10 protein-coding genes are annotated in these 18,136 nt (G+C 65.4%); 2 read left to right on the forward strand and 8 right to left on the reverse strand.

Annotated elements, in window-relative coordinates; translation table 11 throughout:
• From aspS to E4680_RS09530, 8 genes are all read right to left on the reverse strand, one after another.
• Window positions 1–1,743, reverse strand: a 1,743-nt coding sequence (gene aspS / locus E4680_RS09495) for an aspartate--tRNA ligase (RefSeq protein WP_135282176.1), incomplete at its 3' end; no start/stop codon positions are given.
• Between the two features lie 133 nt (window positions 1,744–1,876).
• Window positions 1,877–2,185, reverse strand: coding sequence for an FmdB family zinc ribbon protein (locus E4680_RS09500; RefSeq protein ID WP_135282177.1), 309 nt, complete (start codon window positions 2,183–2,185; stop codon window positions 1,877–1,879).
• 162 nt (window positions 2,186–2,347) lie between these two features.
• Window positions 2,348–4,927, reverse strand: a complete 2,580-nt coding sequence (gene clpB / locus E4680_RS09505; RefSeq protein ID WP_205688884.1) for an ATP-dependent chaperone ClpB — start codon at window positions 4,925–4,927, stop codon at window positions 2,348–2,350.
• Entirely contained in the window at window positions 4,915–5,490 is a 576-nt protein-coding gene (locus E4680_RS09510; protein ID WP_205688878.1) for a hypothetical protein, read from the reverse strand. The genes clpB and E4680_RS09510 overlap by 13 nt, the downstream gene beginning before the upstream one ends.
• 64 nt (window positions 5,491–5,554) lie before the next feature.
• Window positions 5,555–7,387: an AMP-dependent synthetase/ligase gene (locus E4680_RS09515; protein ID WP_135282179.1), complete on the reverse strand. Its 1,833-nt coding sequence runs from the start codon at window positions 7,385–7,387 to the stop codon at window positions 5,555–5,557.
• A gap of 150 nt (window positions 7,388–7,537) precedes the next feature.
• Window positions 7,538–10,237, reverse strand: a complete 2,700-nt coding sequence (locus E4680_RS09520) for a cation-translocating P-type ATPase (protein ID WP_135282180.1) — start codon at window positions 10,235–10,237, stop codon at window positions 7,538–7,540.
• 226 nt (window positions 10,238–10,463) lie between these two features.
• Window positions 10,464–10,709 (reverse strand): hypothetical protein, encoded by a 246-nt coding sequence (locus tag E4680_RS09525; protein ID WP_135282181.1) that lies wholly within the window; start codon window positions 10,707–10,709, stop codon window positions 10,464–10,466.
• Window positions 10,651–11,421: a helix-turn-helix domain-containing protein gene (locus tag E4680_RS09530; RefSeq protein WP_135282182.1), complete on the reverse strand. Its 771-nt coding sequence runs from the start codon at window positions 11,419–11,421 to the stop codon at window positions 10,651–10,653. Before E4680_RS09530 ends, E4680_RS09525 begins: the two co-directional genes overlap by 59 nt.
• A gap of 223 nt (window positions 11,422–11,644) precedes the next feature.
• Between E4680_RS09530 and E4680_RS09535 the strand changes: the two genes are divergently transcribed.
• Complete coding sequence (locus E4680_RS09535) at window positions 11,645–14,377, forward strand: nitrate/nitrite transporter (protein WP_135282183.1); 2,733 nt, start codon at window positions 11,645–11,647, stop codon at window positions 14,375–14,377.
• A gap of 15 nt (window positions 14,378–14,392) precedes the next feature.
• A complete protein-coding gene (locus tag E4680_RS09540) occupies window positions 14,393–18,133 on the forward strand; it encodes a nitrate reductase subunit alpha (protein WP_135282184.1) in 3,741 nt (1,246 codons plus the stop codon).
• Window positions 18,134–18,136 lie beyond the last annotated feature (3 nt).

The raw sequence follows: 18,136 nt of genomic DNA on the forward strand, positions 1-18,136 counted from the left end.
GAGCTCGCGAAGTTGCGCGTCGCTGGCCGGTCCCGGCGCGCGGGTGAGCGGGCAGCTCGCGGTCTGGGTCTTGGGGAAGGCGATGACGTCGCGGATGCTCTTGGCTCCGGCCATGAGCATGACGAGGCGGTCGAGGCCAAAGGCCAGCCCGCCGTGCGGCGGACAGCCGTACTTGAGCGCGTCGAGCAGAAAGCCGAATTTTTCCTCGGCTTCCTCGCGCCCGATGCCGAGCAGGTCGAACACGGCCTGCTGCATGTCCTGGCGATGGATGCGCACCGAGCCGCCGCCGAGTTCGGTGCCGTTGAGCACCATGTCGTAGGCGCGCGAGACCGCCCGGCCGGGGTCGGCCGTGAGCGCCGCGGCGTCATCCACCCGCGGCGCGGTGAAGGGATGGTGCAGGGCCACGAAGCGTTTGGCCTCCGCGTCCCATTCGAACATGGGGAAATCCACCACCCACAGGGGCCGCCAGCCTTCGGCGACCAAGCCAAGATCCTGCCCCAGCCGCAAACGCAGCGCGCCCAGGGCTTCGCTGACGATGGGCGCCTTGTCGGCGCCGAAGAACACCAGATCCCCGTCCTGGGCGCCGCAGCGATCGAGCACGGCGGTGATCGCCGCCTCGGGCAGGAACTTCACGATCGGCGACTGCAGGCCGGCAAGACCGGCAGCGCGCTCGTTGACCTTGATGTAAGCCAGGCCCTTGGCGCCGTATCGGCCGACCAGTTCGGTGTAGCCGTCGATATCCTTGCGCGACAGCCGCCCGCCGCCCGGCACACGCAGCGCCGCCACACGCCCGTCCGGATCGCTGGCCGGCCCGGCGAACACCTTGAAATCCACCTCGGCCAAGAGGTCGGCCACTTCGGTCAGCTCGAGCGCAATGCGCAGATCCGGCTTGTCCGAGCCGTAGCGGGCCATGGCCTCGGCGTGGGTCATGCGCGGGAAGGGATCGGGCAGCGCGACGTCCAGCACCTCGGCGAACAGCTCGCGGATCATGCCTTCCATGAGCGCCATGATGCCTTCCTCGTCCAGGAAGGAGGTCTCGATGTCGACCTGGGTGAACTCGGGCTGGCGGTCGGCGCGCAGATCCTCGTCGCGGAAGCAGCGCACGATCTGGTAGTAGCGATCGATGCCGCCCATCATCAGCAACTGCTTGAAGAGCTGCGGCGACTGCGGCAGCGCAAAGAACTGACCCGGATGGGTACGGCTGGGCACCAGGTAATCGCGCGCACCTTCCGGCGTGGCGCGGGTCAACATGGGTGTTTCCACGTCCATGAAACCGTTGCGATCCAGGTGGTTGCGCAAAAAGCTGGTGACTCGCGCGCGCAGCTTGAGATGCTCCAGCATGGCGGGGCGGCGCAGGTCGATGTAGCGATAACGCAGGCGCACGTCCTCGCCGACCTCGTCCTCGTCGAGCTGGAACGGCGGAGTCTGGGCGGTATTGAGGACGTCCAGCGACGCCGCCACTACCTCGACGGCGCCCGTCGGCAGACGCGGGTTTTCGGTGCCAGCCGGCCGGCGCCGTACCCGGCCGCGAATGCGCAGCACGTATTCACTGCGCACCGCTTCGGCGGCCGCAAACACCTCGGCATCGTCCGGATGGCAGACGATCTGGGCCAGGCCTTCCCGATCGCGCAAGTCGATGAAGATCACCCCGCCATGATCGCGCCGCCGGTGCACCCAGCCGGCCAGTTCCACGTCCTGGTCGATGAGATCGGCGTTCAGGGTTCCACAGTAATGACTACGCATGTCGACTATCCAAGCGGCAAGGCGGCAAAAGCCGGATCGGAAAAAGCGGCGCGGGCGAATCCAGATCCGGATCCGCGCGCACCGGCGGGTGGGGGCATGTTAGGCAAGCAGCCGGAACCCGGCAAGGGCTGTTTCAGTCGCTTGAGGCACTCGTGGTGCTGCTCGAGGTGCTGCTTCCGCTGTCGCTGGAGGATGAAGCGGATCCTGAGGCGGAAGCCGCATTGGCGGAACTCGATGACTCGGCGACGTTGCGCTTGTTGCCGCTCTTGAAGTCGGTTTCGTACCAGCCGCCGCCCTTGAGTCGGAATCCGGCCGCGGACACCAGCCGATTCAGCGCCGGCTTGCCGCAGGCGGGGCAGTCCTTGAGTGGGTCTTCGCTGATCTTCTGCAGGCTTTCCAGGCGATGTCCGCACGCCTGGCACTGGTATTCATAGATGGGCATGGCATCCTCACACTGTCATGGATTCGCGGGAACGGACATGCCGGAGCTGGCCGGGCCAGCCCCGACGGCGTCTCAGCCGGATCACCGGCCGGGACGCACACAGCATGGGGACGCCACGGGCCATTTCAAGGCGCGCCGACGAAACGCGCCATTATATCGCCCTCAGTGCGCGCTGGAGCGAAAGACCAGATGATCGGCCTCGCGGTCGACCGCGATGGTGTCCTCGGGTGCGAACCGCCCTTGCAGCAGATCGCGAGCCAGCGCATTTTCCAGGTGCTGCTGCAACGCCCGCTTGAGCGGCCGGGCGCCGTAGACGGGGTCATAACCCACCTCGCCCAGCCAATCGAGCGCGGCATCGGTCAGCACCAGACCGATCTCGCGCGCGGCCAGACGCTGCCGCAGGATCTCGACCTGCAGATCGACGATGCGCCGGATGTGCTCGCGGCCGAGCGGGTGGAACACCACCACCTCGTCGATGCGGTTCAGGAACTCGGGCCGGAAGTGCTGCCCCACGACCTCCATCACCGCGGCTTTCATGCGCGCATAGTTTTCCTCGCCGGCCATCTCCTGAATCATCTGGGAACCCAGATTCGAGGTCATCACGATCACGGTGTTGCGGAAGTCCACCGTGCGACCCTGCCCGTCGGTGAGCCGCCCGTCGTCGAGCACCTGCAGCAGCACGTTGAACACGTCGGGATGGGCTTTTTCGACCTCATCGAGCAGGATCACGGAATACGGCTTGCGGCGCACCGCCTCGGTGAGATAGCCGCCTTCCTCGTAGCCCACATAGCCCGGAGGCGCGCCGATCAGCCGCGCCACCGAATGCTTTTCCATGAACTCGGACATGTCGATGCGCACCATCGCATCGGCCGAATCGAACAGGAACTGCGCCAGCGACTTGGTCAGCTCGGTCTTGCCCACGCCGGTGGGCCCCAGAAACAGGAAGCTGCCGTTGGGCCGGTTGGGGTCGGCGAGTCCGGCCCGTGCGCGGCGGATGGCGTCGGAGACCGAGCGCACCGCCTCGTCCTGGCCGATCACGCGCTGGTGCAAGGCCTCTTCCATGCGCAGCAGCTTCTCGCGCTCGCCTTCGAGCATCTTGGACACCGGAATCCCGGTCCATTTGGAAACGACTTCGGCAATCTCCTCGTCGGTGACCTTGTTGCGCAACAGGGTCATCTCCTGCTGCTCGGCCTGACCGGCTTCGCCGAGCTGCTTTTCGAGCTCGGGAATACGCCCGTACTGGAGTTCGGACATGCGGTTGAGATCCCCGGCCCGGCGCGCCGTTTCCAGCTCGATGCGGGCCCGGTCGAGTTCCTCCTTCACGTGCTGGCTACCCTGCAAGGTCGCCTTCTCCGCCTTCCAGACCTCCTCGAGGTCCGCGTACTCGCGCTCCAGCCGCTCGATCTGCTCCTGCAGATCGGCCAGGCGCTTGCGCGAGGCCTCGTCGGATTCCTTCTTGAGCGCCTCGCGCTCGATCTTGAGCTGGATCAGCCGGCGCTCCAGCCGGTCCATTTCCTCGGGCTTGGAATCGATTTCCATGCGGATGCGGCTGGCGGCCTCGTCGATGAGGTCGATGGCCTTGTCGGGCAGCTGCCGGTCGGTAATGTAGCGGTGCGACAGGGTCGCCGCCGCGACGATGGCCGGGTCGGTGATTTCCACACCGTGATGGACTTCGTACTTTTCCTTCAGGCCGCGCAGGATGGCGATGGTGTCCGCCACGCTCGGCTGATCGACCAGCACTTTCTGGAAGCGCCGCTCGAGCGCCGCGTCCTTTTCGATGTACTGGCGGTACTCATCGAGCGTGGTCGCGCCGATGCAGTGCAGCTCGCCGCGCGCCAGCGCGGGTTTGAGCATGTTGCCCGCGTCCATCGCGCCCTCGGCCTTGCCGGCGCCGACGATGGTGTGGATTTCATCGATAAAGAGAATGATGCGCCCTTCCTGCTTGCCCAGCTCGTTGAGCACGGCTTTCAGGCGTTCCTCGAACTCGCCGCGGTACTTGGCGCCGGCGATCAGCGCCGCCATGTCCAGGGCCAGCAGACGCTTGTCTTTGAGCCCCTCGGGCACCTCGCCGTTGACGATGCGCTGGGCGAGGCCCTCGACGATGGCGGTCTTGCCCACGCCGGGCTCGCCGATCAGCACCGGGTTGTTCTTCGTGCGGCGCGAGAGGACCTGAATGGTGCGGCGGATTTCGTCGTCCCGGCCGATCACCGGATCGAGCTTGCCCTGTTCAGCGCGCTCGGTGAGATCGATGGTGTATTTGTCCAGCGCCTGACGCGCTTCCTCGGCATTGGGATCGCTCACGCTCTCGCCACCGCGCACCTGGGCGATGGCCTGTTCGAGGGTCGTCTTCGAGGCGCCATGGCGCTGCAACAAGTCCTTGGCCGGGCCTTTGTCCTCGAGCACGGCGAGCAGATACAGATCGCTGCTGATGTACTGGTCCTTGCGCTGCTGGGCGAGCTTGTCCGCCAGGTTGAGTTGGCGGCCCAGATCGTTGGAAACATGCACCTCGCCAGCCGAAGCGCCTTGCACCCGGGGCAGCTGTTCCAGCGCCTGGCCGAGCTCTGCCCGCAGCGCGTTCACATTCACTCCGGCGGCCGACAGCAGCGGCCGCACGCTGCCGCCCTGCTGGTCGAGCAGCGCCAGAAGCAGATGAACCGGTTCGATATAGTTGTGATCGCGCCCGACCGCGAGCGACTGGGCATCGGCCAGCGCCATCTGAAACTTGTTGGTCAGTTTGTCCATTCGCATATGGCAATTCCCCGTAAATTCGATTGGGCGGTACCGCCCTCATTCTGCCAACGGAGATGGGGACCGTGATGACCGATATCAAGCCCGTCCCACAGCGCAGCGGCCCCGCAGACGCACGGCGCGATCCGTGAGCGGGATGACCGGTTCAGTCGGGCGGGTGGTGCGAGCAACCCATAGGCTCGCAGATCCTCATCGCCCTCCAGCGCCAGGACGTCGCGACGCGGATCGGGTGAGATGCGCGGGTGCAGGCGGTAGCGCGAATGCTCATGGCAGATGTCGAAGGCAGCCATCCCGGGCGCCACGAAATTCACCCGATAATTCTCCAGCCGCTTGACCTCTGACCCGAAACCCTTGCCATCGGCCACGATGAAGCCCAGATCGCGGATCTGCGGGATGTCGATGCGCGGATCGTAAACCTCGTTGACGATGCCGAAGCCGGTGGTAAACCAGAGTCGCGACGGGCCAGGGAACAGCCGACCGCGTCCTTGGCGCTGCTGGTCCAGGTTGGCGCGATACCGGACCGCCCAGGGGCATCGGCGGTATGCGGCTCGCTCCATGGCGGTTCGGACGTTGGCATATCTGACCTCATTCACACCCATCGACGCCGCGCCGAGACACGCATCAGGTGCTTTCGGTCGGATGCCGATCATAGAACGCCCGAATCGGCCCGGCATAGCGTTGCAGGAGCACCTTGCGGCGAATCTTGAGCGTCGGCGTCATCAGCCCGTTCTCCAGCGTCCATGGCTCGCGCAGGGCATGGACGCGGCGAATCCGGGCGTATTTCGGAAATGCGCTCAATTGGGCGTTGAGATGCTTGAGCAAGACCCGCTGCAACCGGGGATGAGCCAGGCTCGCCGGATTTGCCGCATCCAGATCATGCGATTTGGCAAACTGGGTCCACGGGCCGTGCGCCACCACCACCAACGCAGCCAGAAAGGGCTCGCCCTCACCCACGACCATGCATTGTTCGACCCAGGGATCCATCCGGATTGCCATTTCCAGGTCTTCGGGCGAGACCTTCTCGCCATTGGACATCACGATGATCTCGTTGAGCCGTCCGGTGATACAGATCCGGCCCGCCGCATCGAAGCCGCCCCGATCGTTGGTGTGCAGCCAGCCATCGGGATCGATGGCCGCTGCGGTGGCACTGGGATTCTGCCAATAGCCTTTCATCACATTGGGACCGCGGACCAGCAGTTCGTCCTGCGCGCCGAAGCGCACCTCGACGCCGGGCAGGGGTGGACCGACGCTCGCCGGCTCGTTGTCGTCCAGCGCGTTCACGCTGACCACCGGGCTCGCCTCCGTGAGGCCGTACCCTTGCAGCACCGGCAGCCCGAGCCCGATGAAGGTGCGCGCAATGGCCGGCGGCAATGCGGCGCCGCCACTGACCGCCACGCGCAGACGCCCGCCCAGCCGCGCATGCAACCGGCTGGCAACGCGGCGCGACAACACGGGCCAAAGCACCGCGCTGGCCGGACGAGATCGCTTGTGCTGGCGATAGCGATCGTATTGCCAACCGGTTCGGACCGCCAGCGAAAAAATCCGCCGGGCCAGCCAGCCGCTGCGCTGCAATTCCCGTTGCAGTCGGGCATGGAGGGTTTCGAAAACGCGCGGCACCGCGATCAGCGCGGTAGGCCGGATCGTCTGCAGGTCTTCGGCCAGCTGCAGAACGCCCCGGGCATGCGCTACGGTGGCGCCGGCCATCATCGGCAGGTAATAGCCGGCCGTGCGCTCGAACAGGTGCGCCAGCGGCAGAAACGACAAAAACACATCGTCCGGATAGGCCTGCACCCGCTGCAGCGCCGCATGGGCGACCGACAGGATATTGCGGTGGCTCAACAGGACCCCCTTGGGCCGGCCGGTGGTCCCGGAGGTATAGACCAGCGTCGCCAGATCATCGGGCGCAGCGGCCGATGTGCGCAGCTCATGGTGGCCGGGCGGCAACCACCGGTCGGCTGCCACCAGAAGCGGATCGCTTCCCGCGTCCAGCGGCCCCAGGACGACCACCCGTTCCAGCGTGGCCACCGCCGCTACTGCCGACGCCAGCGACTGCCACCGCGCCAGGGTATCGATCACCAGCAACCGCGCACCGGAATTCGCGAGCAAAAACGCGACGTTCTCGGGGCGATCATCGACGTAGAGCGGGACATCCACCAGTCCGAGCCCGAGCGCGGCCTGATCCACGCACACCCAGTCGGGCCCATTGGGCAATGCAATGGCAATGCGCTCACCGGGCAGCAGACCTTCCGCCACCAGCGCCGACTGCCACTGCCCGACCCTGCCGGCCATCTCGGCCCAGCGGTATTCGCGCCACTCGCCCTGGGCAGCATCGAAGGCACGATAGGCGATGGCCTCGGGCATGCGCCGGACGCGCTCCCGGAACAGCGCATCAAGCGTTCCGGCCACATTCGGACCGATGACATCGGCTCGACCGTCCGCCGGCGCGGGAGACATTGATGGGTCGGCTGCTGACCCGGGGTCGTGGTCGTTCACAAAGCGTCCTCCCTGCATGAAATGCGGCGTATCGATGAAACCCATCGGTCCGGGCCGCGACGATGCATCGTGCTGACCCGTTCGCCCAGCGTCATCCTAGTCTGGCCGAGGTTACGGCGACCCATTCGGGAACCCACCGGATGGCGCGCCGCGCCGGAGGCGCCGCATACCCGCGAGAATGAGCTTGCGTGCCTCTTCAAGTACCAGCACGCTCGAAGCGATGCTCAGCGCGCGCAGCCAGTCATCCGGCGCCAGATCGACCGTATCGAAGATGTCCTGTGCCGGACCCCAGTGCACCGCCACGATCTGCAGCCCGATGACGCCCGCCAGCGCCAACCACAACCGGCCGTTGGCAACGAACTGGCGATTGAACGCACTGCGGTGTTCGGCACGGGCGTTGAAGACATTGAAGAACTGGAACAGGACGAAGGTGGTGAACGCCAGGGTCACCGCATAGTCGCGCCCGACTTGGGCGAGGCCCCAAGCGTAGGCGCCCAGCGTTCCGGCTGCCATCGTCACGCCATAGAGCATGATCCGCCACAACCGCTGCCCGGTCAGTATGGCTGCACCGGCGGGGCGCGGGCGATCCTGCATGATGCCCGGCCGCGCCGGCTCCACACCCAGGGTCATCGCAGGCGGGCCGTCCATGATCAGGTTGACCCAGAGAATCTGGATGGCCGTAAACGGCGTGGCGAAGCCCAGGAACGGCGCACCCAGCACGGTGAGAATGGCGCCGATGTTGGTGGAAAGCTGGAAACGGACGAATTTGACGATGTTCTCGTAGATGGTGCGCCCCTCCTCCACGGCGCGCACGATGGACGCGAAGTTGTCATCGGTCAGCACCAGAGTCGCCGCTTCCTGGGTCACCTCAGTCCCGGTGATGCCCATGGCCACTCCGATATCCGCTGCCTTCAGGGCCGGTGCGTCGTTGACGCCATCACCGGTCATTGCCACGACGTGCCCGTGCGCCTTGAGCGCCTCGACGATGCGCAACTTGTGCTTGGGTGCGACCCGCGCAAACACGGCACTTTTTTCCACCAGATCCGTGATCTGTTCGGAACTCAAGCCGTCCAGCTCCCGCCCTTCGTGGGCCTCGCCGGAAAGCCCCAGTTCCTGGGCAATCGCCGCCGCCGTCACGCGGTGATCGCCGGTGATCATCTTCACCTCGATGCCCGCGGCCTGGCAGGTGGCGATGGCCGCCTGCGCTTCCGGGCGCGGGGGGTCGATGATGCCGACCAGTCCATGCAGATTCAGCGCCTGGGCCCACGGCATCAGATCGCCGGATGGATCAAACGTGTTTGCAGGAATACGGCGGCTGGCGAGGGCGAGGACACGCATGGCTGCCGAGGCCAGCGCATCGTTTTCCTGCTCGAACGCCGCGCGGGCCGCAGCGTCCAGCGGCGCCTCGCCTTGCTCGGTGACATACCGGTCCGCACGGGCGAACAGCACGTCCGGCGCGCCCTTGACGCACATCCGTACCGTCTCGCCCTCATCGTGGAAGGTCGCCATGAACTTGTGCGTCGAGTCGAACGGAATCTCGGCGATCCGCGGCAGCCGCAGCGCGACCTCCGAATCGAGTCCCGCCTTGGCCGCAAGAGTCAGCAGAGCGCCTTCGGTGGGATCGCCGATCAACGCCCCGTCGCGCACACTGGCATCCACGCATAACAGGGCCGGCAACAGAATCGGACCCAGATCGGTTCCGGCCTCGATTTCGCCCACCGCCTCGTACCCGTCACCCGTCACCGCATGACGCCGGCCCCGGCAATAGAGCACCCGTGCACTCATCTGATTGAGCGTGAGTGTTCCGGTCTTGTCCGAGCAGATCACGGTCGTGCAGCCCAGCGTTTCCACGGCAGACAGCTTCTTGGCAATGGCATGGCGTTTGGCCATGCGGTGCATGCCGAGTGCCAGCGTCACCGTCACCACCGCGGGCAATCCCTCGGGAATCGCCGCCACGGCGAGCGAGATGGCGGTCATGGCGGTCTGGCCCAGATCGTCTCCGCGCATCAGCCCGAACACGAACATCAACCCCACCACGATCCCGGCAATCGTGGCCAGTCGCTTGCCCAGCGTATCGAGCTGTTGTTGCAAAGGCGTCGGCGTCTCGACGGTCCGCGCCAGCATGCCGGCGAGCTGCCCCATCTCCGTGGCCATGCCGGTAGCCGTGACCACGGCCTCCAGGCGGCCGCGTGTCACCACCGTGTTCATGAACAGCATGCTGCGGCGTTCGGCCAGCGCCGAGGGCTCCGTCACCGGCTCGACCTGTTTGGAAACAGGCTGGGATTCACCGGTCAGCGCGGCCTCAGCCACTTCGGCGCCATGAGCCAACAGCACCCGGGCATCGGCGGGGATGCGGTCGCCGGCATCCAGCAGAAGGATGTCCCCCGGTACGAGCGTGTCGGCGTCGACCACCCTGACCTCGCCCCCGCGCCGCACCTGGGCGCTCGGTGCAAGCATGTTCTTCAGCGCCCCCAGCGCTGCCTCGGCACGATATTCCTGAAAGAAGCCGAGCGTCGCATTGAGCAGCACGACCACACCGACCACGATCGCATCCTTGAGATCCCCGATGGCACCGGCCAGCACGGCCGCGCCAAGCAGGATCAGCACCAGGATGCTCTTGAACTGGTCGAGAAACTTCAGCCACAGGGGACGCGGCGGCGTTTCAGCCAGGCGATTGTCGCCATAGCGCTCGCGGCGCTGCAGCACTTCCGAATCCGACAGCCCGTCATCGCATGCCACGTCGAAATCCCGCAGCACCTCCTCGGCATTCAACGCGTGCCAGGGTCGTTCCGCGAGTCGATCATCCTGCATGCTTCACTCCAAAGACGTGTTATCCCCCGCTCTCCGGCGCCTTCGGCTACCGGCGGGGCGGGCTTCCCGGCGATCCCTTGCCTATCGACAAGCGCATCCCGTCGTTGTTCACCCACCGTCGTCCGCTCCCCATCGGAGCGACCGCGAACGGGCCGCCGGTTGTATTCCGACACGGGAGAAAATGAGGATCGTGCCACGCCCGGCGCCGAGACGATCACCGCGGCAGTCAACTCCCGGGTTCCGGGCGCAGGACAGCGATATCGCTCACGGACGGAATCATGGCGCAATTGGGATCATCATGCGCCGCCACATGGGCCGCGATCGCCTCGGCGATCGCACCCAGCGCTGTCGTGGATCGTCGCGAATCAAACCCGATGGCCGCGTCGATTTCCAGACCGGCGAGCAGCCGGTGATCAAGATCCGCGCCCGGATGGATCGCCAGGATCAGCGATCGCCGGGCGCGCCGGATCATCGCTGAATCGCGTCGCTTCACTGCCCGCATCGTCGATCAGCGGATCAGGCTGGCAGGCGGCGGCCAGCCGCGCGGCATCGACGATCGTGATGGTCTGCCCGGCGACCTCGATGCCGGCCTTCTCCAAGCTCGCGAGCGCGCGCGAAAACGATTCGCGGGTGATGCCGAGTTCCGAAGCGATGAGATTTTTTTCATACGGCAGAACAGCCTGCGCCGGCGTACCCTGGCGCTTGGATAGGGTCAGCAGGTAGCAGCCCACCCGTTGCACCGACGACCTGAGCTTCAGATTCTTCACCTGCCGCACCATGCGCCGGAATTGCCGCGCCAGCGCGTCGATCATCTCATGGGCCAGCAGGGGTTCCTGCAGCAGGGTCTCGCGGAACAGTGCCGCCGGAATCAGCAGAAAGCGCGAAGGCTCCGGCACGCGCGCCTGCATCAGATAGGGCGCCGCAGTGACCACCGCAGCCGGAATGATCAGATCCGGTGCGCGCACCACTTCCACCAGCACCTCACGGCCTCGAATCGAACGGCCGAATAGCTGGACTGAACCGGACATCACCACGATCTGGAAGTTGGGCAATTCGCCCTGTTCGAACAGCACCGTTCCGGCCGCCACGCGGTGCTGAATCGCGCTGGCCAGCAGCCGCTCGCGGCTGGCCTCCGGCAACTGACGCAGCAGCGGCAGCGCCTGCGCTTCAACCTCTTCCGTCACGATCCCCTCCTTCACCCAAAGGGTTGCCCTGGGCGATTTACGCCATCGGCATGCTGAATTTTCCTTGGGTCATTCTGGCACGCGACAAATATTACGTGTGACTAATGTCACATCGATATTTGACATGAATCAATGCGAACGGCTGTGCCCCCTGTCACCTTAACGCCAATCGTGAATCACGCCTCAGTCGGTCGAACCATCCAGAAGTCAAGGAAACCCGACGATGAACACTCAGGCCCATCCCCAATCGACTCGCATCCTGAGCGCGAGCACGCTGGCGTTTACCGTCTGCTTTGCCGTATGGACCATCTTCTCCATCATTGGAATCGGCATTCGCGAACAGCTCGGCTTGAGCGAGACTCAATTCGGCCTGCTGATCGGCATGCCAATTCTGACCGGCTCGCTCAGTCGTGTGGCGCTGGGGGTCTGGAGCGACCGCTACGGCGGCCGGCTGGTTTTCACCCTGACGATGCTCGCCGCTGCCGTGGCCACACTGCTGCTGTCACAGGCCGAAACCTACCCGCAGATCCTGTTGGCGGGATTGGGTGTCGGGATTGCCGGCGGCTCCTTCGCGGTTGGCGTTGCCTATGTCTCTCGCTGGTATCCACCGCAAAAACAGGGCACGGCGCTCGGCATTTTCGGCATGGGCAACATCGGCGCCGCTGTCACCAAGCTGGTCGCCCCCTTCGTGCTGGTTGCCTTTGGATGGCAAAGCGTCGCGCAGATCTGGGCAGCGGCGCTGGCGATCACCGCCGTGCTGTTCTGGATAACAACCCAGGATGATCCGGTGCTGGTCGAACGTCGTCGAACCGGGGTCAAGCCCAAAAGCGTCTGGCTCGAACTGGAGCCGCTGAAGAACGTGCAGGTCTGGCGCTTCTCGCTCTACTACTTCTTTGTCTTCGGGGCCTTCGTCGCCCTGGCGCTCTGGCTGCCGCGCTATCTGACGCAGGTGTACCAGCTCGACATCAAGACGGCCGGGCTGATCGCGGCCCTGTTCTCGATCCCGGCCAGCTTCTTCCGCGCCTACGGCGGCCATCTGTCCGATGTCTATGGTGCGCGGCGGGTACTGTACTGGACCTTCCTCGTCTCCGTCGCTGCGACCTTCTTGCTCGCCTATCCGCCGACGGATTACCGGGTGCATGGCGCGCAAGAGACGTTCGCGTTCCATCTGGAAATGAGCCTGCCCAGTTTCGTCGTCATCATCTTTGTTCTTGGCTTTTTCATGGCGCTGGGCAAGGCAGCGGTCTACAAGCACATCCCGGTCTACTACCCGGATCATGTGGGCGCGGTAGGCGGTCTGGTCGGCATGATCGGCGGTTTGGGCGGCTTCGTTCTGCCGATCCTGTTCGGCGTCCTCCTCGACCTCACCGGACTGTGGACGAGCTGCTTCATGGCGCTGTTTGTCCTGGTGGGGACCGCGTTGGTGTGGATGCATCTGGCGATCCTGCGCATGGAGCGCGAGGCGGCGGCTCCCGTGCTCCGAAAGCTGCCGGAACTGCCCGAGATGGAAGAGATTCACGGCGCCAAACAGGTTGGCGTTCTGGGCTCTCATCGGGTACTGGCCCACTGGCGGCCGGAAGACCATGCCTTCTGGGTCCAGGAAGGAAAACGTATTGCCCACCGCAACCTCTGGCTGTCGATTCCCTGTCTGCTGCTCTCCTTCGCGGTCTGGATGGTCTGGTCGGTCGTGGTTGCCAAGCTGCCGGTCATCGGCTTTCGCTACAGCACCAACGAGCTGTTCTGGCTCGCCGCGCTGCCGGGGCTGTCGGGCGCGACGCTGCGCATCTTCTACTCCTTCATGGTGCCGATCTTCGGCGGGCGGCTATGGACGACGCTGACCACCTGGTCGCTGATGATCCCGGCCGTGGGCATCGGCTTTGCCGTGCAGAATCCCGAGACGCCCTACTGGGTCTTCCTGCTGCTGGCCCTGCTGTGCGGTTTTGGCGGCGGCAACTTCGCCTCCTCGATGTCGAACATCTCGTTCTTCTTCCCGCGGGCGGAGAAGGGCAATGCGCTGGCGCTCAACGCCGGGCTCGGCAACCTGGGCGTCAGCGTGGTGCAGTTCCTGGTGCCACTGGTGATCACCGCCGGTGTGTTCGGCGCGCTGGGGGGTGAGTCGCAGGTCGCGATCCAGGGTGACGAGACGACAAGCCTGTGGCTGCAGAACGCCGGCTTCATCTGGGTGCCCTTCATCGCCGTTGCCGCCACCGCGGCCTGGCTCGGCATGAACGACATCGCCTCGGCCAAGGCATCGTTCTCCGAGCAGTCGGTGATCTTCCAGCGCCTGCACAACTGGCTGATGTGCTGGCTCTATACGGGGACTTTCGGCTCCTTCATCGGCTACTCCGCGGCCTTCCCGCTGCTCACCAAAACCCAGTTTCCCGAGGTCAACGCCCTGCAGCTGGCCTTCCTCGGTCCGCTGGTCGGCGCCTTGTCGCGGTCACTGACCGGCTGGGTGGCGGACAAGTACGGCGGCGGTCGGGTGACGTTCTGGGTATTCGTGGCCATGATGGCCGGCGTGGGCGGCGTGCTTTACGGACTGAACATGCAGAGCTTCCCGGTGTTCTTCACCAGCTTCCTTGCACTGTTCTGCGCCACCGGGATCGGCAACGCCTCCACGTTTCAGATGATTCCGGCAATCATGACCAAGGAGATGCAGCGGCTGATGCCGGACGCCGACGCCAAGACCCGTCAGCGACAGGTCGAGAAGGAGGCTGCGGCCATCACCGGCTTCACCTCGGCGATCGCGGCCTTCGGCGCCTTCTTCATCCCCAAGAGCTATGGCACCTCGATCGCCCTGACCGGCAGCGCGCAGGCCGCGCTGTGGGCCTTCCTCATCTTCTATATCAGCTGCCTTGTCCTTACCTGGGGGGTCTACACCCGCAAGGGCGGTCTGCTGCATGACCTCGAACGCCAGCGGCGCGCCATACCGGCTCAACCGGCCGCGGCCAAGTAACCGGGAGCCACCACCATGTCGCACTTTCTCGATCGGCTCACTTTCTTTCGCAGAACCGTCGGTGATTTTTCCGCGGGCCACGGCATCGTGACCGAGGAGGATCGCAGCTGGGAGGAGGGCTACCGCAAGCGCTGGCAGCACGACAAGATCGTGCGCTCCACCCATGGTGTGAACTGCACCGGCTCCTGCTCGTGGAAGATCTACGTCAAGGGGGGCATCGTCACCTGGGAAACGCAGCAGACCGACTATCCGCGCACCCGCAAGGGGCTGCCCAACCACGAGCCGCGTGGCTGCCCGCGCGGCGCCAGCTACAGCTGGTATCTCTACTCCGGCGCGCGAGTGAAGTATCCGCTGATCCGTGGCCGGCTGCTGCGCGCATGGCGCACCGCGCGGGCGACGCTGCCGCCGGTCGCGGCCTGGGCCGCCATCGTCGAGGACCCCGAGCAGCGGCGCGCCTATACGTCGATCCGCGGCCATGGCGGCTTCGTGCGCGCCGGCTGGGACGAGATCACCGAAATCATCGGTGCCGCCAACGCCTACACCGTCAAGCGCTGGGGCCCCGACCGGGTATTCGGCTTCTCGCCGATTCCGGCCATGTCGATGATTTCCTATGCCGCCGGAGCGCGCTACCTGCAGCTGCTGGGCGGCGGCTGCGGCTCATTCTATGACTGGTATTGCGACCTGCCACCGGCTTCGCCGCAGACCTGGGGCGAGCAGACTGATGTTGCCGAGAGCGCGGACTGGTACAACTCCGGCTTCCTGATGCTGTGGGGCTCGAATGTACCCCAGACCCGCACCCCTGATGCCCACTTCTACACCGAGGCGCGCTACCGGGGCGCCAAGAGTGTGGTCATCTGCCCGGACTACTCCGAGGCATCGAAATTCGCTGACCTGTGGGTTGCCGTGAAGCAGGGTACCGATGCGGCGCTGGCGATGGCCTTCGGCCATGTGATCCTGAAAGAGTTTCATGTCGACCGGCAGGTGCCCTACTTCCGCGACTATGTGCGTCGGTATTCCGACCTGCCGCTGCTGGTGCGGCTGGCGCCGCAGGAGGGGAGCCATGTCGCCGATCGCCTGCTGCGCGCCTCCGATTTCGACAATGCGCTGGGCCAGCGCAACAACCCTGAATGGAAGACGGTGGCGCTGGATGAGTCGAGCGGCGAGGTGGTGGTACCGAACGGCTCGATCGGCTTTCGCTGGGGCCCGGACGGGCGCGACGACGCCGGCAAGTGGAACCTCGAAGAAAAAGACGCCAACGGCCGCGACACCACGCTGCGCCTCGGCCTCAAGGGGGTGCACGACACGGTAGTGGGGGTGCGCTTCCCCTACTTTGCCAACGCGGCCAGCAATGGCTTCGCCGCAACCGACCACCCCGACGTGCTGGTGCGCAACATACCGGTCAAGCGGCTGAAGCTGAAAGAGGGCGAGGTGCTGGTCGCTTCGGTCTATGACCTGTTTCTGGCCAACTACGGCGTCGATCAGGGCTTTGGCGGCGAGCACATGCCGCGCGATTTCGACGACCCCGAACCCTACTCGCCGGCCTGGGCCGAGCAGATCACCAGTGTGCCGCGCGAGCAGATTCTGGCCGTGGCACGCGGCTTTGCCGACAACGCCGAGAAGACCAATGGCCGGTCGATGGTCATCATCGGCGCGGCGATGAACCACTGGTACCACATGGACATGAACTACCGTGGCGTCATCAACATGCTGGTGATGTGCGGCTGCGTGGGCCAGTCCGGCGGTGGCTGGAGCCACTACGTCGGCCAGGAGAAACTGCGCCCGCAGTCCGGCTGGGCGCCGATCGCCTTCGCCCTCGACTGGATTCGCCCACCGCGCCAGCAGAACTCGACCTCGTTCTTCTACGCCCACACCGACCAGTGGCGCTACGAAACCGTCAGTGCCGCCGAGATCCTGTCACCGACGGCGCCGACGGGACCTTGGGATGCATCGCTGATCGATTTCAACGCCCGCGCCGAACGGATGGGCTGGCTGCCCTCGACCCCGGCGCTCAAGACCAATCCGCTGGCGGTGGCGCGGGCGGCCGCAGCAGCCGGGGTCGACCCGGTGGCCTACACCGTCGGCGAACTGAAGTCGCGCCGGCTCGAGCTCTCCTGCATGGACCCGGATGATCCGGCCAACTGGCCGCGCAACCTGTTCATCTGGCGCTCCAATCTGCTCGGCTCCTCCGGCAAGGGGCATGAGTACTTCCTCAAGCACCTGCTGGGCGCCCCCCACGGCGTACAGGGCAAGGATCTGGGGCAGGAAGGGCGCCAGAAGCCGCGCGAGGTCGCCTGGCACGACGAGGCCCCCGAGGGCAAGCTCGATCTGCTGGTGACGCTCGATTTTCGCATGTCGACCACCGCGGTCTACTCCGACATCGTGCTGCCGACCGCGACCTGGTATGAGAAGAACGACCTCAACACCTCCGACATGCACCCCTTCATCCATCCGCTCGGCGCGGCAGTGGACCCGGCCTGGGAGAGCAAGTCGGACTGGGAGATCTTCAAGGCCATCGCCAAGGCTTTCTCGGCCGTCGCGCCCGAGGTGCTGGGGGTCGAGAAGGATGTGGTGCTGAGCCCGATCCAGCACGACAGTGCCGGCGAGCTGGCCCAGGCGCTCGACGTGAAGGACTGGTATCTGGGCGAGTGCGAGCCGATTCCCGGCAAGACCATGCCGCAGATCAGCGTGGTCGAGCGCGACTACCCGAACCTCTACCGGCGCTTCACTGCCCTCGGGCCGCTGCTCGACCGGGCCGGGAATGCCGGCAAGGGCCTCTCCTGGGACACCAGCGAGGACATCGATCGACTTCGGCAAATCAACGGCGCGGTGCAAGAGGCAGGGGCGACCCAAGGTCTGGCCCGGCTCGAGCGCGACATCGATGTCTGCGAGGCGATTCTGGCGCTGGCACCCGAAACCAACGGCACCGTCGCGGTGAAGGCGTGGGAGGCGCTGGAGCAGAAGACCGGCCGTCCACACATCCATCTGGCGCTGCCGAAGGAGGACGAGAAGATCCGCTTTCGCGACCTGCTGGCCCAGCCGCGCAAGATCATCTCCTCGCCGATCTGGTCCGGCCTCGAGAGCGAGAAGGTCTGCTACAACGCCGGCTACACCAACATCCACGAGCTGATCCCGTTCCGCACCCTCAGCGGCCGGCAGCAGCTCTATCAGGACCATCTGTGGATGCGCGCCTTCGGCGAGGCGCTGTGTCTCTACAAGCCGCCACTCGACCTGAAGACCACCTGGGTGAAGGGTCTCAAGCCCAACGGCGAGGCCGAGATCGTGCTCAACTTCATCACCCCGCACCAAAAGTGGGGCATCCATTCCACCTATTCCGACAACCTGTTGATGCTGACCCTGAACCGCGGGGGACCGGTGGTGTGGCTTTCGGAAACCGACGCGCATAAGGCCGGCATCCGCGACAACGACTGGGTCGAGGCCTTCAACGCCAACGGCGCCCTCACCGCCCGTGCGGTGGTGTCGCAGCGCATCCGCGAGGGGACGCTGTTCATGTACCACGCGCAGGAGAAGATCGTGAACACCCCCGGCTCGGAGATCACCGGCCAGCGTGGCGGCATCCACAACTCCTGCACCCGCGCCGTACTCAAACCGACGCACATGATTGGCGGCTACGCCCAGCAGGCCTACGGCTTCAACTACTACGGCACGGTCGGTTCCAACCGGGATGAGTTTGTCGTGATCCGCAAGATGGCGAAGGTCGACTGGCTCGAAGCGCCGCTCGACACCCGGAACCCCTGAGGA

The sequence above is a fragment of the Candidatus Macondimonas diazotrophica genome (assembly GCF_004684205.1).
Classification (GTDB): Bacteria; Pseudomonadota; Gammaproteobacteria; order UBA5335; family UBA5335; genus Macondimonas; species Macondimonas diazotrophica.